Origin of the sequence: Ruminococcus sp. (assembly GCF_019417665.1) — a bacterium.
Lineage (GTDB): Bacteria > Bacillota > Clostridia > Oscillospirales > Ruminococcaceae > Ruminococcus_C.
In genome coordinates this window covers 104,038-126,433 of record NZ_DXUU01000001.1, presented here as the reverse complement: position 1 = coordinate 126,433, position 22,396 = coordinate 104,038, and the positions used below count along the sequence as shown (strand labels likewise).

The window sequence follows — 22,396 nt, the reverse complement described above, 5'->3', positions numbered from 1 at the left end:
CCACACCTGCCCCCGTAGAAGAAACGGTAACTCCGGCGGCAGAACCGGTGATCCCCACACCTGCCCCCGTAGAAGAAACGGTAACTCCGGCGGCAGAACCGGTGATCCCTGCACCTGCCCCCGTAGAAGAAACGATAACTCCGGCGGCAGAACCGGTGATCCCTGCACCTGTCCCCGTAGAAGAAACGATAACTCCGGCAGCAGAACCGGTGATCCCTGCACCTGCCCCTGTGGAGAAACCTGCACCGGTATCCAGCCGGACTTGTCCTACCTGCGGCAGGGAAGTGCCGGCGCAGTATAAATTCTGCACCAGCTGTGGCACAAAGGTGGATGATACGGCAGCACCAGTTGCAGAACCTGCTGCAAAACCGACTGCCAGCCCGGAAAAGACCTGTCCGGTCTGCGGAAAGGCTGTACCTGCACAGAATAAGTTCTGCACTAGCTGCGGTACAAAAGTAGAAGATTAACAAATTTATAAGGAGAATGAAGTATGAATTGTAAACAATGCGGCTTTGAAGTCGAAGAAGGAAAGAAATTCTGCCCCAATTGCGGCAGTCCCCTGGAAGAAACCGCTGCACCCATGCCAGCAGAACCGACAGCTGTTCCGGAGGAAACGCCGGAAGCTGTACCGGAATCCGTTTCCGCTGATTCCGCAGCACCTGCTGACAATGGGATTCCCACACCGAATCCCATTCCTGCCAGCGCACCAGATCCCATTCCTGGTGCAATGCCCAATTCCGGCAGTGCAATGCCCGGCGGTGCACCCAACCCCATTCCCGGCGCAGTGCCGAACGGTGCTTATGATCCGACCATGAATCCCGTGCCGCCCATGAACCAGCCGCCCAAGAAAAAGAAAAAGGTGTGGCTCATTGTTCTGCTGATCTGCATCCCCATTCTGATCATTGTCATCATTGTGGCATGTCTGTTTGGCTATGGTGTGTCCATGGGAAAACGTGGGGCAGAGGCTGTCAATACATACTGGGATGCCTATGTGAATTGCTCCGGTGAGGACATTGCAGAAATGGTACCGGAAGCATACTGGGATTATATCGAAGAGACCTACGATGTGACCAAGGAGGATGCAGTTGCCGGCATGGATCTATTCCTGGAGGAAAATGCCGAAGCGCTGGGCGGAGATCTGTCCTATGAATGGTCTCAGACTGGTGTGCAGTATGGCTCCGGCGATGCAGACACGCTGGATGATATCCGTGAAGTGACAGACAAATACGGTCTGGAGATTTCCTCCGGCATCGGCATTGGAGTGGATGCAACGATTACCGGCGCAGAGGATTCTCAGGAACAGGATCTTGCTGTCTGGATCGTCAAGATCGACGGTGAGTGGTATAACGTTTGTGCCATGGATGATATCGAAACGATCTGCGAGAACGACTATGCAGCTGCTGCAAAGTATCAGAAAGAATACGGCGATACCATGGATGCTTACTGGAATGCACTCCTCAACACCGATGCAGCAGCAATGTCTGCATTCGTACCGGATGCTTGGTGGGATCTCGTGAGCGATCAATACAGCTATTCTCAGAGCGAAGCAGAGGGTTATCTGGAACAATATCTGATGGAACTGATCGCATCGGAATATGATGATACTTCCGATCTGAGTGCAAAGGTCACGATCACCGATGTGGATGATTATGACGAAAGCGATCTGTCGGATCTGAATGATGGTCTGGAGGAATATGGCCTTGCAGGCGATGCTGCAAAGGATATCTATGTAGATCTGACCATTACCAGCGGCGGCAGCGAAAGTGAAGAATCCAGCTATGTCACTATGACCCACATCGGGGATACCTGGTATGTTTACGATGCAATGTACTATTATGCAGACGCTTGCTATTATGCAGGCTATCAGGAATAAGGAGTGACGAATGACTTGTTTTCAATGCGGCAGTGATGTGCCGGCAGGTTCTCGATTTTGTCCTGTCTGCGGTGCGGCTATGCCGACGCAGCCTCAACCTGCTTATCCACCTCAGTTTGCTGCTGCGCAGAAAAAGAAGAAAAAAGTCTGGCCGTGGGTTCTGGGGATCAGTCTGATTCTCGTTGTGATGGTATTCGCACTGATGATGGTTCTGTTTTTCAATCTGTTCCGCACCGTGGTTCGGGAGGAGAGGATCTGTCAGACCGCTGACTACTGCGCCAGTGCTATGGCAAACGGCGATGGTCTGGAACTGGCAGAGGAGATGCCGGAGGAATTCTGGAGCTATCTGGAGCAGACTTATGATGTCCCGCGTGAAACGATGGAAGAGGGTCTGGAGGACTACCTGAATTCCGACTGTCTCTATGAATCGGATTCTCCAGAGGCGAACTATGCCTGGCTCTGGGACTATGAGACCTTTGAACTGGAAGAAATGGATGTTTCTCGGAGGTCTCATGCAGAAGCGTGTATGCAGACCTATGGGCTCACTGCCGGTGAATTCCTTGCTGCCGAAGCCATATCGCAGCCCAGTGAAAAGCATATCGGAACATTTTCCATGGTACAGATCGGCGACGGATGGTATGTACTGGATGCGATGGAAATGGCGGATATGCTCTGCCAGACCATGTATGGTACAGACTCTGCATTCCGGCAGCTGACAGATCAGTACTGGGCGGCATATGCGGCGAAAGCTCCCGGACAACTCAGTGAAATGGTGCATGGGGAATTTCCCGGTTATCTGACAAGCGAATACGATCTGGATGTATCCGAGGCGGAGACTGCCATGGAACAATATCTGGATCTGTTTGAATTTGCTTATGAAGTGGGCACGATGAAGCAGATCACCTATGATGTGGAAGAGATACTGTGGTATAGCTGGGATAAAGAGTATAACATGACGGATTTCGGCTTTTCCATTGACCGTATGGCGGATGTGAGCATGACCTATACCATTGAGGGAACAGAAGGTACAGCAAGGGACGATACATATCTGACTCTGGCGGAAATTGACGGTGTGTGGTATCTCTATGATGCCATGTACGACTATGACCTCGTGTGCTATACCTATGTGACCGGTGGATTCGAAACGTACTATGACGATAGTGATGTTCTTCCGGAAGAGATCATTCCGGAGATCGACAGCCCGAATATTGCAGTATAATTTTGTGTAACTCTGAAATTAGATTCGTTGTATTACGAAACGCCGTAGGCGGCAATGAAGTTTTTTGATCCAGCAATTTTTCAAAAATGCTGGTGGGGTCAAGGGGCAAAACCCCTTGTCGCCGTCCCTGGACTCTGCCAGGGCTGCTCGCCCTGAACCTCGCCAGCTGTGCTCAGCTGGACCAGCAGCCTGGGCAGCCCAATATGGGCTTTTCGATACTGAAGATTTATTTTCAATTATTCATTGCCATCCCCCCGTGAAAGGAAGAATCAAAGACCATGAAATGCGAACATTGCGGCTACGAAGCCCCGGAACGTGCGGTGATCTGTCCCGAATGCGGCGAGATCCTACCTCGGAAACAACAGGAAGAAACAGTTTCGGAAGAGACTGTCAGTCAGGAACCAGCGACATTCTCTATGCCCTTTCTTTCCTCCGGCGGTGAGGAAAAGACCGATGGAATTGCCACCCAGGATCCTACAGAACAAAAACGTCAGGCGCAGGAAAAACACATCCGTCTGGTGCGGCGCATCGTCAGCCTTTGTGTGCTGGCAGTGCTGATCCTGGGCATTGTCCTGTACCAGGTGTTCCTGGGCGGCTATAAGCTGGCGGCATATCGCTATGTCAAAGGGGTAGACCGCTCCAGCGGCAGTATGTATATCTCCTTAGTGCCAGATGCCTATATGGATTATCTGGAAAATACCTACGATACCACACGCCGTGACGTAAAGGAAATGCTGCACGACTATTTTATCTACTGGAATGAAAACTACGGCACAGAGGGCGGAATGTCCTATGAGATCCTCTCTTCTCAGGAGATCACCGCCCTTGACAAACTGTCTGCATTGGAGCAGAAACTGAATACGTCCTATGGTATTTCCGTGGAAATCAAAAAGGCAGTCACAGCAAAGATCTCCATCAATGACGGGGGAACAAAGGCATCAGAAAGTGCCACATTTGTAAAGATCGGCAGCCGCTGGTGCTGTATGGAGGCAATGGAGGATGTGGATTATGTCTGCCAGTATGACGGCTATAATGCGTGGTAATAGGAGATCTGAGGACGGAGGAACTTGAAACATGGGAAAAACAATGAAGAATCAAAAGCAGCTGGAACAGCAGCAGAAGAAAAGCCGCCGGATCCGTCTTTTTGCAGGAATTCTTTTGATCCTGGCAGCAGCGGCTCTGGTGATCGGGGGTATCCTGCTTTTCCAGAAGGAAAAATCCGCCGATGAAGCCGTACCGGATGCGTCCGGCTACGAAGATACCCTTTCTGCATATTACAGCGCAATTGTTTCCGCTGACGGAAAGACCATGTCTCAACTTATGGCACCGCCGGAATACTGGACATACTATCTGGAGACTTATGACAAGACGGAGGAAGAGGTCATTGAGAATTTCGCCGAGGGCTGCAATAATACCATGTCGGAGTGGCAATCGGAATATGGCACTGATGTGAAAGTATCCTACCAGATTGCCGGCATGTCCCAGCAGGGGCAGGAGGGACTGGACGAGTGGAATTCTGATATGAAGGAACTTCTGGGCAATGACGGTGCTTCTGTTTCAGAGGCGGTGACGCTGGAGGTAGATCTGACCTTCACCGGCAGTGCAAAGACCGGGAGCAATGTGGTATATCCCACCTTGGGCAAGATCGGGGAGAAGTGGTATATTATCTCCGAGGACAGCGAAGAACTGAAAGGTGGATCCTCACAGCAATAAAGAAACGGGTGAACCCTATGAAAAGGTTCACCCGTTTTTTGATTATGGTTTTAATCAGTGTTTCCTTGATTCTGTGTGTTTTTTTGATCCAGAATATCCTGCAATGTCATGCTGTCAAGATAATTTGTCACTGTTTCATACAGCCCTTTCCAGACATTTCTGGTGAGGCAGTCTGCCATTCTGGGACACTCGTCCGTATCGGGCAGAACACAGGAAACACAGACAAGGTTTCCCTCTGTGACCCGGAGAATATTGCCTACTGTGTATTCTGACGGTTTTTTTGTGAGCTGATAGCCGCCCTGATATCCCCGGTTTGCCTTCAGCATCCCTGCTTTGTTAAGAGCAGGGACGATCTGTTCCAGATATTTTTTGGAGACCCCCTGCCGTTCTGCCACATCCTGTAAAGAAATAAAGGATCTGTCTCCATCGTTTTGCGCCAGATCCAGCATAAACCGCAGCGCATATCGCCCCCTGGTGGATATTTTCATGAAATTCATCCTTTCTATGGTAAATAGAGTTTGCTTCGAATCGTTGGATTACTCTAATTATACCATAGGTTTCATATGATTTCAACCCTTTTCCTGTCGGATTTTCGTAGAATTCGTGGGGAATTGCTGTTGGAATGTTTATAACATCTGTCAAAAAAGTTGAAAACTCTGTGGAAAACCATATGCAGTGTCCCATAAGAACATGGGCATATCATTTCATTTTATGTTTGAAAATCAGAAGTGTAGGGCGGGGGCTTGCTCCCGCCGGATCTATTCGAAACCTCTAACATGTAATAATATAAATTTTAAGTGGGACTACATAGTAGGGGCAAACTGTGTTCGCCCGCAATATCTTGGGATTTGCGATTATAGATGGGAAGAGAATTTCGTTGTAAACATCCCACCGGGATGTTTGCAAGGCTTGAGTTGAAAAGATGGCTTTACGAGGAGAGGCGGTCTTGTTCGCCCCTCCTCAAAAAAGCTGTCGCTTTTTTTCACCACCCTCTCCGTGGCGCAGAGTATGCGCCGGGGTATTTCGCTGTCTGCGGACAGCGACCAGGGACGCTGTCCCTGGATCCTGCCAAGGCTACTCGCCCTGGACCTCGCCAGCTGTGCTCAGCTGGACCAGCAGCCAAGGCTGCCTTGACATTGTAGCAATGAAAGGGAAGGGCAACTATTGCGCAGCAATGGTGGAGTGGGGATTACTGAAACGTTCCCTCTGTGATCTCCGTGCCCGGATAATAATGCGCCAGGATTTCCTTCCAGTCTGCACCATCTTTTGCCATGGCATTTGCCCCGTACTGGCTCATGCCCACGCCATGCCCATAGCCCCGTGTGATAAAGGTCAGTTTCCCGTCAGCATACTCCACTGTAAACGCCGCCGACCGCAGTTCCAGCAGTTCCCGGAACTCCTGTCCCGTCAGCTCCTGCCCGCCTATCGTTACTGTCAGCACCGTCCCGGCTTCAGAAGTATTCCCCAGCTGGATCCACTTTGCTGGGTCATCGTCCCATACGGCGTCCGGCAGGGCTTCTGACAAGATCTTCTGGAACTCGTCCGTTTTGATTTCTTTTGTCTCCAGATACCGGGGCGCTGTGGTATCCGCACTGCTTTCCACCGAGACCAGATAATCCACCTGGCTGCCCCAGACCGTCTCTGCACTTTCCGTAGTGCCCGAGGACATGGAACAGAATGCCGCAATAATGGGCGTTCCCTCATATTCCAGAAGATAGGGGAGCACCTCGTCTACAGCATCGCTGATTTTGCTGTAGCAGGATTCAAAATTTTCGCCGTAGTACTGCTTCGCCTGATTTTCCGTGAAATATGCCTGATACTGACTGCTGTCGTTGGAAAAATCCGCACCGTACAGTTCCGGGGTGGAATCATTCTGTTCCAATAAATGCTGCCGCTCTGCATATGTGTGTGCAGCCACAGCCTGCGCCTTGAGGGCTTCCGGCTCGAAGGTTGCCGGCATTTCCGCACAGACTGCGCCGATGAGATACTCCCGTGGGGAAATTTCCTCCACCTTGCCGCTGGTAATGTTCAGCATGGCATAGCTGCTGCAAAGTTCCGTTTTCGTCTCCGGAGTCTCTGTTGGTTCTGCTGTACTGGAAAGCCGGGTCGTTTCCGTAGCAGTGCCCAGATCTGCTGCACGTGGTGTCTGCCCCAGAAGCTGAGTAGGGATCGCCGTGATCAGGAACAAAATTCCAGTAAAACCGCCTAAGATCATCAGATATTTTTTCATTTTTGCCACGCTCTTTCTTTTCTTTTGCAGTTACTTCAAAATGATTGACAGATGCGTACTTTTCGTGTATAATAAAAAGTATAGTTTAAGAGGGGAGAAACCTCATCGCCGTAGGCGGCAATGAAGTTTTTTGATCCAGCAATTTTTCAAAAATGCTGGCGCAGGTCCAGGGCTGCGGAGCTCCACGAGCCCGTCCCCTCTGCCCTTCGGGCATCTCCCCGCACTGCGGGGAGTCACCCTGGTCGCTGTCCGCAGACAGCGAAACATCCTGCGCCGTATTCCGGCGCACGGAGAGGGTGGTGAGAAAAAGCGACAGCTTTTTCGAGGCGAGGCGAACAAGACCGCCCCGCCTTGTGAAACCATCTTAACAACCCAAACCTTGTAAACGTCCCAGTGGGACGTTTACAATGAAACACCCACCTCAAAAACCATCCCCTGCAAAAACCACACAGAAAAGCAATTGAGAAACCAAAACAAGGAGGTAATCGTTATGACACCGCAGCTGATATACAACCATAGCATTGAAGATTCGGATATTCAAAATTTATGCAAGGATCTGGTGGAATATTCCCAGATCAGCCCCAGCTATTATGAACGATTCGATGTCAAGCGTGGTCTGCGAAACGCAGACGGTTCCGGCGTAATTGCCGGGATCACCCGGATCTGTAATGTACACGGTTATGTGATGAATGAGGGCGAACGTCAGCCCATTCCCGGCCAGCTGATCTATCGGGGCTATGATATCAACGACCTGATCGAAAATGCAGAGCGGGAGGATCGCTATGTATTCGAAGAGGTTGTCTATCTGCTGTTGTTCGGCAGGCTGCCGGACGGTGCTGACCTGGAGCGCATGACACGTTCTCTGGGTATGCGCCGTGAGCTGCCGCCGGGATTCCTGGTGGATTCGATCATGCAGTCTCCTTCCAATAATATCATGAATAAGCTCGCCCGGAGTATTCTCTCCCTCTATTCCTACTCGGATGCGACAGAGAATACCACTATGGAGGACGAGATGACCATTGCCCTGGATCTGATCGCAAAAATGCCCATTCTCATGGACGGCGCATATCAGGCAAAGCGGCATAAGTACGATAACGCAAGTCTCATTATGCACCCCCTGCGGCCGGAGGAGAATACGGCTCAGTCCATTTTGTCCCTGATCCGCAGCGACCGTTCCTATACCAAGGCAGAGGCACAGCTGCTGGATACGCTGCTGGCACTGCACGCTGACCACGGCGGCGGTAATAACTCCACCTTTGCCTGCCGTGTGGCAACTTCTTCGGGGACAGATCCCTTTGCCGCATATACCTCGGCGATCAATTCTCTGAAAGGACCTCGTCACGGCGGCGCCAATATCAAGGTCATCCAGATGCTGGATGACATCAAAGCCCATGTGAAGCACTGGGAGAATGAGGGCGAAGTGGCGGACTATCTCACCAAGATCCTGCGTAAGGAGGCAAACGACGGTTCTGGTCTGATCTACGGTATGGGACATGCTGTATACACCCTGTCTGATCCACGTGCTGTGATTTTGAAGCGCAAAGCAATGGCACTTGCGGCAGGCAGAGAAATTGAACGGGAATTCCAGCTTCTGGATCTCATTGAGCACCTGACGCCGGAACTGATGAAGTCCGTGCGGGGCATCGACAAGACAGTCTGTGCCAATGTAGATATGTATTCCGGTCTGGTATACCGGATGCTGGGCATCCCGGATGAACTGTTCACACCTCTGTTTGCCACAGCACGTATGGTGGGATGGGCTGCGCACCGGATGGAAGAGATCCTCACCGGAAAGCGTATTATCCGTCCTGCATACAAGGCGATTGCGAAACCAAAGGAGTATGTACCCTTATGCGATCGGGACAAATAAAATTTCGTCCGCATTTTCCGGGCGGAAAGGTGAAATCTGTCGGAATGCGGCGGCGGCTGGGGCTGCCAGCCGCATTTTGCCTGTTCTGCTGCCTGATGATGACAGGCTGTACCCTGGGGGGATCAGTGGATTCTCTCCTGAAACCGCCCAGCCTCAGCGAGGAACAGCAGCAGATCTATGTGGCATTGCAGGATGCCGTGGGAAGCGGCATTACTTTGCAATATCCCAGAGCCGGTGAGAACCTTTCTGCCTTTACGGTGGCAGATCTGGATGCAGACGGTGAGGATGAGGCATTGGTGTTCTATAAGAAAACCAGCCTTGTTGCTGCGGAAAACGGACTGCGTTTAAGTGTTCTCGACCAGGTGAAAGAGGAATGGATGTCCGTCTGTGACCGCCCGGCAGATGGGGCAGAGGTAGAGCGCATTGTGATCTCCCCCATGGGAGATAGTAAAAAGAATCAGCTCTTCATCGGCTACAGTGGTGTGGATCAGTCAGATAAATCCCTGACGGTCTATGATTACAGCGAAGGTGTGTTGGAGCAGATGTTCACCACGGCATATACCATGTTCGATGTGGCAGATCTGGACGGCGGCAACTGTCAGGAACTGTTGGTGCTGGGAAAGGCAACCGATAATACCACTTCTTCTGCTGCGGTGTACCGTTTGCAAAAAGACAGCATTGCTGCCAGCGGAAAGCTGGAACTGCGGGCTGGTTTCACAGATTACAGTCAGATCATCTATGGTACACTGCCCGACGGAAAGATGGGGATCTATATTGACGGTTCTACCAGCCCTTCCTCTCTGCAAACAGAGATCCTTACCGTGGGAAAGAATTCTCTTTCCTATGTGCTGTCGGATTCTGACACAGTGGCGCAGACCACACGTTCTGTGGGCTATCTTTCCATGGATCTGGACAACAACGGCACTGTGGAAATTCCCGTGCAGGAGCCATTTCCCGGCTACAGCAGCGATTCCTCGGAGCAGGTGCGCATGACACGGTGGCTGGGGGTCTCCGGCACAGCCTTGACAGAACAGGCAAGGGGCTATTTCAGTCTCAACGATGGCTGTATGTTTCTTCTGCCCCTGGAATGGTATGGCACGGTGACAGCGGTCACAGATGCACTCACGGGAGATATTGTGTTCTGCCGCTATGACGGTGAGATCACAGACCATATGACCGAGCTGATGCGCTATGGCGTGGCGCAGTCGGAGGGTGAGCAGGAAGAACGGGAGGCGGACGGTTGCCAGTTGCTCCATACCCGTGGAAAGGCTGCCTATTATATGCGTACTGCTGAGACTGAGGATGTCCTGGCACTGTCCTGGCAGGAATTGATGGTGCAGTTTATATTTTTGAATTAGGAATTAGGAATGAGGAGTGAGGAATGATGGTGTTCGCTGCGCTCACATAATTTCCAATTTTTATTCAAATCCATCCCCGCAGGGGATACCTTATTCCTAACTCCTAACTCCTCATTTCTCATTCTTAATCATGCCTTATTTTACAATAAGAAAGGAGATATTACGTCATGAAACGAATTCTGGTTTGCGAAGACGAGGATGTCATTCGTGACTTTGTGGTGATCAATCTGAAGCGTGCCGGCTATGACGTCTGCGACGTAGGCTGCGGTGAGGATGCACTGCGTATATTTGAAGAGGAGCATGGCAATTTTGATATTGTCCTGCTGGATATTATGATGCCCGGCATCGACGGTTTTACCGTCTGCAAAAAGCTCCGGGAAAAAAGCTCTACCATCGGCATTATTATGCTCACTGCCCGCACCCAGGAAATGGACAAGGTCAGCGGTCTCATGTTCGGGGCGGATGACTATATCACAAAGCCTTTTTCGCCTTCTGAGCTGACCGCCCGTGTGGACGCCATTTACCGCCGTGTCTGCATGAGCTTCATCAAGGACGAACAATCTCCCATTATCGAAAGCGGCCCCTTTACCCTGAATCTGAAAAGCCGCACGGTTACCAAAAACGGGGAACTCATTGACCTGACCCAGGTGGAGTATCAGATCATGGAGTATTTCCTGAACAATCAGAACACTGCTCTGGATCGTGCCAGCATCCTGAACCACATCTGGGGCGATGGCTATTTCGGAGACGACAAGATCGTGGACGTAAACATCCGCCGGATTCGCATGAAGATCGAAGAAGAGCCAAGCAAGCCTCATTATATCACCACCATCTGGGGCTATGGATATAAATGGAATGACAAATAAACGCAGAAAACGAAAAACCACACCGGTGCGAGGGACGATCACACGCCGGTGGGTGATGAATAACCTGGGGCTGATCACCCTGGTACTGCTGGTACTGGAATTTGCATTTATCTATTCCATCCAGAGCTATTATTATGGCGCATCCAAGCAGTATCTCACCACAAAGATCAGTTCTGTCACCGGCGTGCTGAGCCGTTATTCCCAGGATGCAGACATGAATTTCTCCACGGAAATGCGCAGTACCATCGAAAATTTTTCCGACAAGGACAAGATGGAACTCATGGCGATCAACGCCCGTGGAAGGGTCGTGCTGACCTCATCGGGTTTCACCCCGGCAGACGGGGCGGCAATGCCTGACTATGAGTATGCCATGGAAGGTGACGATGGCTACTGGATCGGAAAGCTGGGGGACGAAACCATTATGGCAGTTTCCGTGGATATTTCCGATCTGAGCACGGAATACAATGCCATTCGTGTGGTGACTTCTCTGGAGCAGGTGCAGGCGACCTTACGCACTTATGTGATCGGCATCACTGCCATCTGTATGGGTGTACTCCTGCTGCTGGTGGTGACGGGTGTGTATTTTATTCGCTCTATTGTGCGTCCCATCAAACAGATCAACGCTACCACGAAAAAATTTGCAAAGGGCGATTTTTCCGTGCGTATCGACAGCGGCAGCAATGATGAGATCGGCGATCTCTGTGTGTCTATTAACCAGATGGCAGATGAGCTTTCCAACACAGAGAATATGAAAAATGAGTTTATTTCCTCTGTCTCTCACGAGCTGCGGACACCGCTGACTGCCATCAAGGGTTGGGCGGAGACCATGTGTATGGAAGCCGACCCGGATACGGTACAGCGAGGTGTACATGTCATTGTCAACGAGACAGAGCGTCTGTCAGAGATGGTAGAAGAACTGCTGGACTTTTCCCGGATGCAGAGCGGACGGTTTTCGCTGCAATGCGCCACGATGGATGTGTTGGCGGAACTGGGAGACGCTGTATTGATCTACACGGAAAAGGCGAAACGGGAGAACATCCGCATCATCTATCAAGAGCCGGAAATGCTCCCCTTTGTCTATGGGGACAAGAACCGCATCCGTCAGGTGTTCATCAATGTCATAGACAACGCTATCAAATATTCCAACCCCGGCAGTACCATTACGGTCAGCGCCGAAGAGGTGGGGAATATGATACAGGTGACCATTACAGACAACGGCGTGGGCATCAGCGCAGCCGATTTGCCCCGTGTCAAGACAAAGTTTTTCAAGGCGAATCACACCCGCCGGGGATCGGGCATCGGACTTGCGGTGGCAGATGAGATCATCACCATGCACGGCGGCAGACTGGATATCACCAGCGAACTGAACGTAGGCACAAACGTGACCATCACACTGCCAATCGAGAACCATAGGAAAAATTAGGAATCTGTAGGGAACGACCCCCGTGTCGTTCCGCCAGGCAAACCGATATCAGATGGAACGACACAGAGGTCGTTCCCTACGGTTTTCACCAAATGGCTGGTGGAGAAGGCATATTTCTGATTCATAACATCTAATATTGAAACCGGAAAGGAATACCACATGGCAAAACAACCCAGAGAAAACCCCAAGCATATGACAAAGATCGGCGGACAGGCGCTGATCGAGGGGATCATGATGAAAGGCGCAGATACAGGCGCCATGGCATGCCGGCTGCCAAACGGCGAGATCGACGTGGAGACATGGGAAGAGAACAACGGCAAAAATATGCCCTGGTACCGGAAATGTCCCCTTGTGCGCGGCAGCTTTAACTTTGTGCTGTCCATGAAGGACGGCTATCGCTGTCTGACAAAGTCGGCGGAAAAGCAGACGCCCGAGGACGGCGAGGAAGAAGAGGAAGAAATGAGCCGATTTGAACAGTGGCTGGATGATAAGCTGGGGGACAAGCTTTTTGGCATCATCATGACCATTGGTATGATCATCGGCATCGCTCTTGCCATCGGACTTTTCGTCTTTCTGCCGAAATTCCTCATCGGTCAGCTGATTGCCCATACACCCATTCCCGATGACAGCCGCTTCGTGCGTTCCTTGCTGGAGGGCATCATCAAGATCGCCATTTTTCTGGCATATATGGCGTGCACCGGGCTTATGAAAGATATCCGCCGCACCTATGAATACCATGGCGCAGAGCATAAGACCATTGCCTGCTATGAAGCCGGGGAAGAACTGACGGTGGAAAACGTGAAGAAGCACACCCGGTTTCACCCTCGCTGTGGTACAAGCTTTATCTTTATTACCCTGATTGTCAGCATTCTGGTCATGTGCATCGTGCCTGTGTACCAGACTCTGCCTCGTGTGATCATCAGTATCCTGCTGCTGCCTCTGGTGGTAGGGATTTCCTATGAATTCATCCGCATTGCCGGACGGAGCAATAACTGGCTGACCCGTGCCCTTTCCTGGCCGGGATTGCAGATCCAGCGCATCACCACCAGAGAACCGGACGCATCACAGATCGAATGTGCCATTGCCGCACTGAAGCCCTGTATTCCTGAGGATATGGAGGACGACAAGTGGTAATGACGCCCGGACAGGCACAGCGGTTCACCCGGCAGAAGCTGGAAGAAGCCGGTTTGGAATCCGCCCGGTTCGAGAGCCGGGTATTGGTAGAAACGGTGCTGGGAATATCCAGCAGTACCGGGATTCTTTCGGAAACACCCCTGACTGATGCCCAGACAGAACGGCTGGCGCAGCTGACAAAACGCCGCTGTGCCCATGAGCCGCTGCAATATCTCTGCGGCACTTGGGAATTTTTCGGGCTGGAATTCGCTGTAGGAGAAGGTGTATTGATCCCACGGCAGGATACGGAGACCTTAGTGGAAACCGTGCTGGAACTGCGCCGCAGTGCGGAACAGACGCATTTGCTGGACTTGTGCAGCGGTTCGGGCTGTATCCCGGCAGCAATTGCAGCCCATCTGGAACATGTCACGGGAGACGCAGTGGAACTGTTGGAACAGGCATTGCCTTATTTGCGGCAGAATTTGAGCCGTCATGCACCACAGATCCGCATCCATGCAGTCGATGTATTGCAGCCCCCGGCGTTATTGGCAGGGGAGCAATACGATGTTATTACCTGTAATCCCCCTTATCTGACGGAGGAGGACATGGAAAAGCTCCAGCCGGAGGTGACCTTTGAGCCGGAAACGGCATTGCTGGGCGGTAAGGACGGATTGGCGTTTTACCGGAATCTGACTCCACTTTGGAAGCCTTTTCTGAAAGAAAATGGCTGGATGGTCTATGAGACCGGCATGGGACAAGGGCAGGCGGTAAAAGAAATATTGGAACAGGCAGGATTCAGCCAGTGCCAGATCATTCCCGATCTGGCAGGCATTGACCGTGTAGTTATCGGACAAAGAAAGTAAAAAACCCGATACATACGCCGCCGTTCTAAAAAAAGGCAGCCCGGACTGCTGGTCCAGCTGAGCACAGCTGGCGAGGTCCAGGGCGAGTAGCCCTGGTCGCTGTCCGCAGACAGCGAAACTCTCTGCACTATGCTTTGGCGCACGGAGAAAAAGGATGTGCCAGGGTGTTTCGCCGCTGCGGCGGCGACAAGGGGCTTTGCCCCTTGATCCCACCAGCATTTTTGAAAAATTGCTGGATCAAAAAACTTCATTGCCAAGCAGCCTTTATGAGAACGGGAAAGAATTTTTTCGATTCAAAGGGTTGGAATGATAGATTATAAAATAGAAAGGAACCATTATGGCAAAAGCAGATCTGAAGAAAAAAGTTGTCATCAACATGCCGGAAACCGAGGAGGAAAAGAAAAAAGCCCTCCAGAGTGCCATTGCCCATATCACCAAAACCTATGGTACTGGCGCTATTATGCGCCTGGGTGAAAACAAAACCAACCTGAATGTCGAAGCCATTCCCACCGGTTCTATGATGTTGGATCTGGCATTGGGGATCGGCGGCGTGCCCAGAGGCCGTATCGTTGAACTCTATGGCCCGGAAAGCTCCGGTAAAACTACCGTGGCACTGCATATTATCGCCGAAGCGCAGAAAATGGGCGGTGAAGTTGCCTTTATTGACGTAGAACATGCCCTGGATCCCTTGTATGCCGAAGCGTTGGGTGTCAATATTGACAACCTGCTGGTATCCCAGCCGGACAGCGGCGAACAGGCACTGGAAATTGCCGAGGCACTGGTGCGATCCGGTGCGATCGATGTACTGGTCGTAGACTCTGTTGCCGCACTGACCACGAAGGCGGAAATTGACGGCGAAATGGGTGACAGCCACGTGGGACAGCTGGCACGCCTGATGTCCCAGGCCATGCGAAAACTCACTGCCGTGATCTCCAAATCCCACTGTGTGGCGATCTTTATCAACCAAATCCGGGAAAAGATCGGTACGATGTACGGTAATCCGGAGACTACACCTGGCGGCCGTGCCCTGAAATTTTACGCCTCTGTCCGTATGGAAGTGCGCCGGGGCGAACCGATCAAAGACGGCGGAAATCAGATCGGTAACCGCACCAAAGTGAAGATCAGCAAGAATAAGGTGGCACCGCCTTTCCGGGAATGCGAATTTGATATCTTGTATGGCAAGGGGATCTCCCGTACCGGCGAAGTGGTAGATGTGGCAACGGAACTGGGCGTCATCAAAAAAGGCGGCTCTTGGTATAGCTACGGCGATCAAAAGCTGGGGCAGGGCAGAGAAAACGTCAAGAAACTCTTTGAGGAAAATCCTGAGCTGATGAAGGAAATTGAGGGCAAAGTCATGGAACAGAAAGATGCCCTTGCCGAAGCTGCCAAGAAGAAAAAGAAGAAGTCTAAGCTGGAAGAGGCTGCGGCAAAAGCAGCCGAAGCAGACGGCGATTTTGATATATCCGCTGAGGAGACTGCCGAGGAGACCACACCGGAAACAGATGGTGCATTTGAGACTGTGGATGCCAGCGAGAACCTGGAGGTCAGCGCAGAGGATGACTTCGAGGAATTCGATCCCACCTAATTTGCCATGCGTATCACGACTTTGGGTTCTCACAAAGGGAACACCTGGAAACTAGAACTGGATGATTCCGGGGAACTGTACTTTCTGCACGTGTCCATTGTTCAGCGGTTTCAGCTGCAGCAGGATATGGAACTGACTCCGGCAGAATGGGAGAAAGTGCAGCAGGCAGAGCTTGGCCGAAAGGCGTATCAGTACGCCTGCTATCTGCTGGATAACCGGGGCTATAGCTATCAGGAAATGTTCCATAAGCTAGAGCCAAAATATCCCGAAGCCGTCTGCTATGCCACGGTGAACCGCCTGGCGAAATACGGCCAGATCAATGACCGGGCCTATGCGGAACAGACAGCCCATCATTATATCGAAGTGAAGCACTTCGGTTTTTACCGTGCCCGGCAGGAAATGCGCCGCCGGGGTCTCCTGGATGCTCAAATCGACGAGGCGCTGGAACCCTATGCGAAACGAACAGAAGAGATCCTCATGGAACAGATCTGCCGGAGATATCAGAAATATTTTCTTGATCCCGACGACCGCAAGACGGTGGAAAAGGGCAAAGCGGCATTGGTGCGCCAGGGCTATGGTTTCCATCAGATCAACGCCGCCGTGCGTACATTCTTTGAAGAAGTTTATAGGAATGAGGAATGACGATGTATCTGTAGTACGTTGTCACGCCTAAAAATTTAACTTTTTGTTCGAAAATCAAAAGCGTAGGGCGGGGGCTTGCTCCCGCCGGAGTTATCCGAGTAGGGGCGGATATCATCCGCCCGTTGTTACATTGAACAAAGTCTTTCCTGAAAAGGAAGAGATTCTCATAACCGAATTACTTACCAGAACCAACAGAAGGGAAAACGTCATGAAGAACCGACAGCGTATCATGAGAGCATGTGTCATGGCTGCGGTTTTTGTACTGGGCGGTGCGTGCTCCAGAATCGAGACGCCGAAACATGCCATTTCCAGACAGACGGAAACGGCAGTGATGGCAGCAGCCCCGGCAGAGACCGATATGGCTGTATTCACCTCAGCCCCGACAACCACAACTACGACTACAACAACATCCGCAACAACTACGACCACAACCACGTTGATCACCACAACGACTATCCCCATGACCACTGCAGCCCCTGTGGTTTCCGGAAATACGGATATTGACCCGTCTCTGCCAATGGTCGCCCTGACCTTTGACGATGGCCCTGGCGGTTATACCAACGATATTCTGGATACGCTGGAAGCCTATCATGCCCGTGCTACATTTTTTGTGATCGGCAGGAATATCAACGACGAAACTGCTTTGGTCATGCAGCGAGCGGCCTCTATGGGCTGTGAGATCGGGAATCATACCTACGACCACTCCGATCTGACAAAGGATACGCCGGAACAGTTCCAGACAGCGGTGCAGCAGGCAGACGACCGCATTTATGCTGCGATTGGGCATTATCCTCGTTGGCTCCGGCCGCCCTATGGTGCTTTTGATGACAATGTACAGCGCCATGTGGAAATGGGTCTGGCGTACTGGTCTGTGGACACCAAGGATTGGAAAACACGGGATACGGCTGCCACAGTCACAGCTGTTTTGCAGACAGTGGAGGATGGGGACGTGATCCTCATGCACGATATTTACCCGGAGACCGCAGCAGCAGCATTACAGATCGTGCCGTCTCTGGTGCAGCAGGGCTATCAGCTTGTGACTCTGAGCGAACTGACGGATGCCCGGGGTTTGGATGTGGAAAATGGTATGGTAGTCTTTTCCATGCATCCTGACAACCCCAGATATAAGCCTGCGCCTTGTTTGGAATGAGGAGTTAGGAATGAGGAATGATGGTATCGCCTGGGGCGATGTATTTGTAGGGGCGGATATCACCCGCCCGCTGTAAAATCATTTCGTCACTATAATATCATGACACCCTGAACAAAGCCTCCCCCGAAAGAGGAGGGGCAACACATAAAAGATTTGGAGGTATACATATGCCAATTAAAGTAGGCATGGTTTCCCTGGGATGTTCCAAGAACCTGGTGGACTCAGAGCGTATGCTGGCAAAGCTGCGTGCACATGGATACCAGCTGGTGACAGAGCCGGGCGAAGCCGAAATTGCGATCGTCAACACCTGCGGATTCATTCAGTCCGCCAAGGAAGAAGCCATTGAGACCATTCTGGAGCTGGGAGCGCTGAAACAGGACGGCACGCTGAAAAAGATCATCCTGACAGGATGTCTCACAGAGCGATACAAGGAAGAAGCTGCCGAACTGTTCACCGAGGCAGACGCTGTCATCGGCATCGGTGACAACCGGGATATTGTGGATATTCTCGACCATGTTCTCGCTGGAGAACGTGTGGTGCGGTTCGGGAAAAAGAGTGACGCCGAACTGACTGGCGACCGTATCATCACCACCCTGCCTTTCTTCGCCTATCTGAAAATCGCTGAGGGATGTTCCAACTGCTGCACCTACTGTGCCATTCCCCAGATCCGTGGCCCTTATCGGAGCGTTCCCATGGAGGATGTACTGAAAGAGGCACACTGGCTGGCGGAGCACCATGTGACAGAACTGATCGTCATTGCCCAGGATACCACCCAGTATGGTACGGATCTCTACGGGAGATCCCGTCTGCCGGAATTGCTCCGGGAGCTGTGTCGTATTCCGGGGATCCACTGGGTGCGTGTACTGTACTGCTATCCTGAACGCATTACAGATGAATTGCTGGATGTCTTTGTGGAAGAGCCGCATATGGTACCCTATCTGGATCTGCCCATCCAGCACTGCGACGGGGAGATCCTCCGCCGGATGAACCGTCCGGGGGACGAGGAGACCCTGCGGAATCTCATTGCCCATATCCGGGAACGTGTGCCGGATATTACCCTGCGCACCACGCTGATCACCGGTTTCCCCGGAGAGACAAAGGAACAGTTCAACCGGTTGGGAGACTTCGTGCAGGATATGCAGTTCGACCGTCTGGGTTGCTTTGCCTATTCCGAGGAGGAGGGCACGAAGGCAGCTGCATACGAAGACCAGATCGATGAAGAAGTCCGTGCCCATCGTGCGGATATTCTCATGGAACAGCAGGCGGAGGTCAGTGCGGCGAAAAATGCTGCCAAGATCGGTACACGCATGATTGCAGTCATGGAAGGGTATGATAAATATGCCGGATGCTATTTCGGACGGACGGCGGCAGATGCGCCGGACATTGACGGCAAGATCTTCGTGAAGAGTGACAACCGTCTCCGGATGGGACAGTATATTACGGTAGAAGTATTTGACACACTGGACTACGACCTGCTGGCGGAGGAGGTAACTGATGAACCTGCCCAATAAACTGACGCTTCTGCGTGTGATCCTGATCCCGGTTTTTCTGATCTGCATTTATGTAGATGCTATTCCCGTGCATTTTCTGCTGGCACTCATTATTTTTGCGGCAGCATCCTTTACGGATATGCTGGACGGCAAGATTGCCCGGGCACGGGGACTTGTGACCAATTTTGGGAAATTTCTTGATCCCTTGGCAGATAAGGTGCTGGTGATCACGGCGCTGACTGTATTTGTGGAACTGGACGAATTCCGCATGTCAGCGATCCCTCTGGTGATCATTACGGCGAGAGAATTCATGGTATCGGGACTGCGGCTTCTGGCGGCAGAGGAAGGTGTTGTGATCGCCGCTGGGATCTGGGGCAAGCTGAAAACAGCTTTCACTATGGTAACCATTGTGGGCGTGCTGCTGTATCTGTCCCTGGTAGGGGATTTCAGCCTGGCAGTGCCGGATTTTGTGCGGACATGGGTGCTGGGCGGTCTCATCTGGATCTCCACCATTCTGACGATCATTTCGGGTCTTGTCTATCTGAAAGGCAGCTGGAAGTATATCGACAGCGACAAGTGAGCGAATTGCATTATAGGCAACACCGCACAAAGCACGCCTGACGGCTTTGCACGTTACATGCTTGTATATTTTCCATCATATTTCACAAAAATGCTCGTGAATACTTTGCGTATTCACGAGCATTTTTGTTACATCTGACGGCGCACCTGACGCACAATCTTTGTGTGGTATCGCCTTAGAGTCTGTTCAGCATCTTTTTTCGCACGTCTTTTCGGCAAATTTTGCCGTGAACTGCGTCGAAAATCCTTGCCATACGTCAATATGCCTGCGGATTTTTTCCTTGTAAACGACAAAATTATGCTCGAAAATCCGCACATAAAAAGATACTGAACAGGCTCTTAAACCAACTTTTTTTTACTTTGACGATGGCATGACACGTGCCAGTGCATTTGCCAGTCCGGACAGCGGCAGGGTCTGAAGCCAGATTCTGCCAGGTCCTGTTACTTTTGTATTAAAGAAGCCTTCGCCGCCCAGCAGCATATTTCCCACGCCCTTGACGGTCTCCACATCCAGGGTACAGGTTGCCTCCATTGCGGCAAGGTTGCCCGTATCCACCATCATGGACTGCCCCGGTGCAAGGTCATAGGCAACAACGCTGCCGTCAATTTCCAGAAACAGCATACCATTTCCGTTGAACTTCTGCATAATGAAGCCCTCACCGCCGAAAAAGCCGCCGGCGATCTTTTTCTGGAAAAACATCTCAAAGGAAACGCTTTTCTCCGATGCCAGAAATGACGATTTCTGTGCCACAATGGGCTTGTCGGGTGTCACCTGGATGGGCATCACTTCGCCCGGCACTGCCGAAGCAAAGGCGATCATACCCACGCCGCCCCTTGCGGTGTATTCGTTCTGGAACATAGCCTCTCCCGACAGAGCACGGCTGAACATTTTTCCCAGTCCGCCGCCCTTTGTCTGCATTTCCATATTGGGTGTCATCCACGCCATTGCGCCTTTCTGACAAAGCACAGTCTCTTCCGGCTGAACGGTCAGAACGACCACCGGATAGGGTTGCCCCTGAATCTGATATTGCATACTTGCATCCTCCTGAAATCATTTTTGGGGCAAAACAGATTTACCCCTATAAAAACGGCATTTCGCCGCTCTTTTTGCATTACTTCACCGCCCTACACTGGATAACAGTGGCATATTACGGTATGTATGGATGGTGACAAAATAATATCCGTTTCGGCTGTAATCATATTCCTTTAGCCGGGGATGTTTTCGCTTTGGATAATCCATTACTTCACCGCTTCACAAAGCGCTTCGATCAATCCTTCTGTGCGCCACTGATACGCCTCTCGGTCGTATTCGCTGCCGTTGTCCCAGAAGAATGTCGCCATGCCCCGTTCATGGCATAGCTCTGTGAGGGTCTTGCTGAACAGAATACGGCTGTTGACATCAGTAGAAATCATGCCGTATTCGCCAACAATGACCGGCACGCCCTGGCTGACGAAGTTGTCCTCCATTTTTTGAATCAGCCCCTGCATCCGTTTGATGTCACCGTCTGTACCCCAGGTGGTTTCCTCTCCGGTAATGCAGAACTGATAGGGCGTATAATAATGCACCGACACAATGCAGTGATCCGCCGGATCGTCAGGCATCTGGAATTTCTCATCACATGTCATTTCAATGTCTGTCCAATAGCCTGCAATGAGCAGATGACGCTTGTCGTTATTGCCGCCGCTGGCACGCACCAAATCTACAAAATCCTGGTTCAGGGTGTTGAGCATGTCATAGGCACGAGCTTCTGCAACGCTGTCAAAGCCTACCTCATTCATAGACTCGAAAATCAGCCGTTCGTCATAGCCGGAAAAATAAGCGGCGATCTGTTCCCACACACGCCGGTATTTCTCCCGGACAGCCTCAAAGCCTGCGGCATCCGTACGGATCCATGCGCCGAAATCCGGGTCGCCTCCGCCATCGTGGTGGATATTCAGAATGACATACATGTCTCGGTCATAGGCATAGTCCACAATTTCCTGAACACGCTGCATCCAGTCCGGGTCAATGGTATTTTTGCCGTCATTGCTGATATGGTCACGCCAGGTCACGGGAATGCGGACAGATTGCACCCCATCGGCCTTTAGATGGTCGAACAGCTCCGGTGTGGTATAGACATTGCCCCACAGGGATTCGTCCACTTTTTCCCCCTCTGCCGGGGCTTCGTTTACTCTGCCGTCTCCATCCCGGTCTGCGGCGCAGACATCCAAAGTATCCCCCAGATTCCAGCCCACGCCCATATCTGACACCAGGGTCTGGGAATCCATGTCTTCCATGGTGTCGGATCTGCCGGAAGTTGCTGTACTGCCGCATCCTGTTCCGGTCAGAATCAGGATACCTGCCAGAAGCAGTGCCGCCATACGGGAATAGAGCCTTGTCGTTTTCATCATATGTACATCCTCTCTGGATCATGCGGTATAT

20 protein-coding genes are annotated in these 22,396 nt (G+C 51.6%); 16 read left to right on the top strand and 4 right to left on the bottom strand.

Going from position 1 to position 22,396, the window contains the following annotated elements:
- From QZ375_RS00585 to QZ375_RS00565, 5 genes are all read left to right on the top strand, one after another.
- Positions 1–467: zinc-ribbon domain-containing protein (locus QZ375_RS00585; RefSeq protein WP_295214036.1), on the top strand; the 467-nt coding region annotated here is incomplete at its 5' end.
- A 23-nt stretch (positions 468–490) separates the two neighbouring features.
- Positions 491–1,873 (top strand): zinc-ribbon domain-containing protein, encoded by a 1,383-nt coding sequence (locus QZ375_RS00580; RefSeq protein ID WP_295214035.1) that lies wholly within the window; start codon positions 491–493, stop codon positions 1,871–1,873.
- Positions 1,874–1,883: 10 nt separating this feature from the next.
- Positions 1,884–3,092, top strand: coding sequence for a zinc ribbon domain-containing protein (locus QZ375_RS00575; RefSeq protein WP_295214034.1), 1,209 nt, complete (start codon positions 1,884–1,886; stop codon positions 3,090–3,092).
- 278 nt (positions 3,093–3,370) lie between these two features.
- A complete protein-coding gene (locus tag QZ375_RS00570; protein ID WP_295214033.1) occupies positions 3,371–4,135 on the top strand; it encodes a hypothetical protein in 765 nt (254 codons plus the stop codon).
- Positions 4,136–4,166: 31 nt separating this feature from the next.
- Positions 4,167–4,805 (top strand): hypothetical protein, encoded by a 639-nt coding sequence (locus tag QZ375_RS00565; RefSeq protein ID WP_295214032.1) that lies wholly within the window; start codon positions 4,167–4,169, stop codon positions 4,803–4,805.
- Positions 4,806–4,855: 50 nt separating this feature from the next.
- Here the strand turns inward: QZ375_RS00565 and QZ375_RS00560 are convergent, their stop codons facing one another.
- Both QZ375_RS00560 and spoIID read right to left on the bottom strand, forming a co-directional pair.
- Positions 4,856–5,293, bottom strand: coding sequence for an Rrf2 family transcriptional regulator (locus QZ375_RS00560; protein ID WP_295214031.1), 438 nt, complete (start codon positions 5,291–5,293; stop codon positions 4,856–4,858).
- Positions 5,294–5,994: 701 nt separating this feature from the next.
- Positions 5,995–7,035 (bottom strand): stage II sporulation protein D, encoded by a 1,041-nt coding sequence (gene spoIID / locus QZ375_RS00555; RefSeq protein WP_295214030.1) that lies wholly within the window; start codon positions 7,033–7,035, stop codon positions 5,995–5,997.
- Between the two features lie 490 nt (positions 7,036–7,525).
- Here spoIID and QZ375_RS00550 point away from each other — a divergent pair, with 490 nt between their 5' ends.
- From QZ375_RS00550 to pgsA, 11 genes are all read left to right on the top strand, one after another.
- Positions 7,526–8,905, top strand: coding sequence for a citrate synthase (locus tag QZ375_RS00550; protein ID WP_295214029.1), 1,380 nt, complete (start codon positions 7,526–7,528; stop codon positions 8,903–8,905).
- Positions 8,887–10,263, top strand: a complete 1,377-nt coding sequence (locus QZ375_RS00545; protein ID WP_295214028.1) for a hypothetical protein — start codon at positions 8,887–8,889, stop codon at positions 10,261–10,263. The genes QZ375_RS00550 and QZ375_RS00545 overlap by 19 nt, the downstream gene beginning before the upstream one ends.
- Before the next feature lie 167 nt (positions 10,264–10,430).
- Positions 10,431–11,129 (top strand): response regulator transcription factor, encoded by a 699-nt coding sequence (locus QZ375_RS00540; RefSeq protein WP_295214027.1) that lies wholly within the window; start codon positions 10,431–10,433, stop codon positions 11,127–11,129.
- Complete coding sequence (locus QZ375_RS00535) at positions 11,119–12,552, top strand: HAMP domain-containing sensor histidine kinase (protein WP_295214026.1); 1,434 nt, start codon at positions 11,119–11,121, stop codon at positions 12,550–12,552. The genes QZ375_RS00540 and QZ375_RS00535 overlap by 11 nt, the downstream gene beginning before the upstream one ends.
- Before the next feature lie 159 nt (positions 12,553–12,711).
- Entirely contained in the window at positions 12,712–13,686 is a 975-nt protein-coding gene (locus QZ375_RS00530; RefSeq protein WP_295214025.1) for a DUF1385 domain-containing protein, read from the top strand.
- Positions 13,686–14,528, top strand: a complete 843-nt coding sequence (prmC, locus tag QZ375_RS00525; RefSeq protein WP_295214056.1) for a peptide chain release factor N(5)-glutamine methyltransferase — start codon at positions 13,686–13,688, stop codon at positions 14,526–14,528. Before QZ375_RS00530 ends, prmC begins: the two co-directional genes overlap by 1 nt.
- Positions 14,529–14,865: 337 nt before the next feature.
- Entirely contained in the window at positions 14,866–16,113 is a 1,248-nt protein-coding gene (gene recA, locus QZ375_RS00520) for a recombinase RecA (RefSeq protein ID WP_295214024.1), read from the top strand.
- 21 nt (positions 16,114–16,134) lie between these two features.
- Positions 16,135–16,755: a regulatory protein RecX gene (locus QZ375_RS00515; protein ID WP_295214023.1), complete on the top strand. Its 621-nt coding sequence runs from the start codon at positions 16,135–16,137 to the stop codon at positions 16,753–16,755.
- Positions 16,756–16,963: 208 nt separating this feature from the next.
- Positions 16,964–17,905 carry a polysaccharide deacetylase family protein gene (locus QZ375_RS00510; protein WP_295214022.1) on the top strand — a complete coding sequence of 314 codons (942 nt, stop codon included), beginning with the start codon at positions 16,964–16,966 and terminating at the stop codon, positions 17,903–17,905.
- Between the two features lie 167 nt (positions 17,906–18,072).
- Complete coding sequence (gene rimO, locus QZ375_RS00505) at positions 18,073–19,416, top strand: 30S ribosomal protein S12 methylthiotransferase RimO (RefSeq protein WP_295214021.1); 1,344 nt, start codon at positions 18,073–18,075, stop codon at positions 19,414–19,416.
- A complete protein-coding gene (gene pgsA, locus QZ375_RS00500; RefSeq protein WP_295214020.1) occupies positions 19,400–19,975 on the top strand; it encodes a CDP-diacylglycerol--glycerol-3-phosphate 3-phosphatidyltransferase in 576 nt (191 codons plus the stop codon). The genes rimO and pgsA overlap by 17 nt, the downstream gene beginning before the upstream one ends.
- 354 nt (positions 19,976–20,329) lie before the next feature.
- On the opposite strand, the gene QZ375_RS00495 is transcribed toward pgsA, so the two are convergent.
- Together QZ375_RS00495 and QZ375_RS00490 are read right to left on the bottom strand one after the other, a co-directional pair.
- Positions 20,330–21,007: a TIGR00266 family protein gene (locus QZ375_RS00495; RefSeq protein ID WP_295214019.1), complete on the bottom strand. Its 678-nt coding sequence runs from the start codon at positions 21,005–21,007 to the stop codon at positions 20,330–20,332.
- Between the two features lie 206 nt (positions 21,008–21,213).
- Complete coding sequence (locus tag QZ375_RS00490) at positions 21,214–22,365, bottom strand: glycoside hydrolase family 5 protein (RefSeq protein ID WP_295214018.1); 1,152 nt, start codon at positions 22,363–22,365, stop codon at positions 21,214–21,216.
- Between the last annotated feature and the right edge of the window lie 31 nt (positions 22,366–22,396).

Excerpts from the sequence above, each read along its gene's own strand:
- QZ375_RS00560 (WP_295214031.1), bottom strand. The coding sequence starts at position 5,293 with ATGAAAATATCCACCAGGGGGCGATATGCGCTGCGGTTTATGCTGGAT.
- QZ375_RS00510 (WP_295214022.1), top strand. The coding sequence starts at position 16,964 with ATGAAGAACCGACAGCGTATCATGAGAGCATGTGTCATGGCTGCGGTT.
- QZ375_RS00495 (WP_295214019.1), bottom strand. The coding sequence starts at position 21,007 with ATGCAATATCAGATTCAGGGGCAACCCTATCCGGTGGTCGTTCTGACC.
- QZ375_RS00545 (WP_295214028.1), top strand. The coding sequence starts at position 8,887 with ATGCGATCGGGACAAATAAAATTTCGTCCGCATTTTCCGGGCGGAAAG.
- QZ375_RS00490 (WP_295214018.1), bottom strand. The coding sequence starts at position 22,365 with ATGATGAAAACGACAAGGCTCTATTCCCGTATGGCGGCACTGCTTCTG.
- QZ375_RS00565 (WP_295214032.1), top strand. The coding sequence starts at position 4,167 with ATGGGAAAAACAATGAAGAATCAAAAGCAGCTGGAACAGCAGCAGAAG.
- QZ375_RS00550 (WP_295214029.1), top strand. The coding sequence starts at position 7,526 with ATGACACCGCAGCTGATATACAACCATAGCATTGAAGATTCGGATATT.
- pgsA (WP_295214020.1), top strand. The coding sequence starts at position 19,400 with ATGAACCTGCCCAATAAACTGACGCTTCTGCGTGTGATCCTGATCCCG.
- rimO (WP_295214021.1), top strand. The coding sequence starts at position 18,073 with ATGCCAATTAAAGTAGGCATGGTTTCCCTGGGATGTTCCAAGAACCTG.
- spoIID (WP_295214030.1), bottom strand. The coding sequence starts at position 7,035 with ATGAAAAAATATCTGATGATCTTAGGCGGTTTTACTGGAATTTTGTTC.
- QZ375_RS00530 (WP_295214025.1), top strand. The coding sequence starts at position 12,712 with ATGGCAAAACAACCCAGAGAAAACCCCAAGCATATGACAAAGATCGGC.
- QZ375_RS00570 (WP_295214033.1), top strand. The coding sequence starts at position 3,371 with ATGAAATGCGAACATTGCGGCTACGAAGCCCCGGAACGTGCGGTGATC.
- prmC (WP_295214056.1), top strand. The coding sequence starts at position 13,686 with ATGACGCCCGGACAGGCACAGCGGTTCACCCGGCAGAAGCTGGAAGAA.
- QZ375_RS00580 (WP_295214035.1), top strand. The coding sequence starts at position 491 with ATGAATTGTAAACAATGCGGCTTTGAAGTCGAAGAAGGAAAGAAATTC.
- QZ375_RS00540 (WP_295214027.1), top strand. The coding sequence starts at position 10,431 with ATGAAACGAATTCTGGTTTGCGAAGACGAGGATGTCATTCGTGACTTT.
- QZ375_RS00575 (WP_295214034.1), top strand. The coding sequence starts at position 1,884 with ATGACTTGTTTTCAATGCGGCAGTGATGTGCCGGCAGGTTCTCGATTT.
- QZ375_RS00535 (WP_295214026.1), top strand. The coding sequence starts at position 11,119 with ATGACAAATAAACGCAGAAAACGAAAAACCACACCGGTGCGAGGGACG.
- recA (WP_295214024.1), top strand. The coding sequence starts at position 14,866 with ATGGCAAAAGCAGATCTGAAGAAAAAAGTTGTCATCAACATGCCGGAA.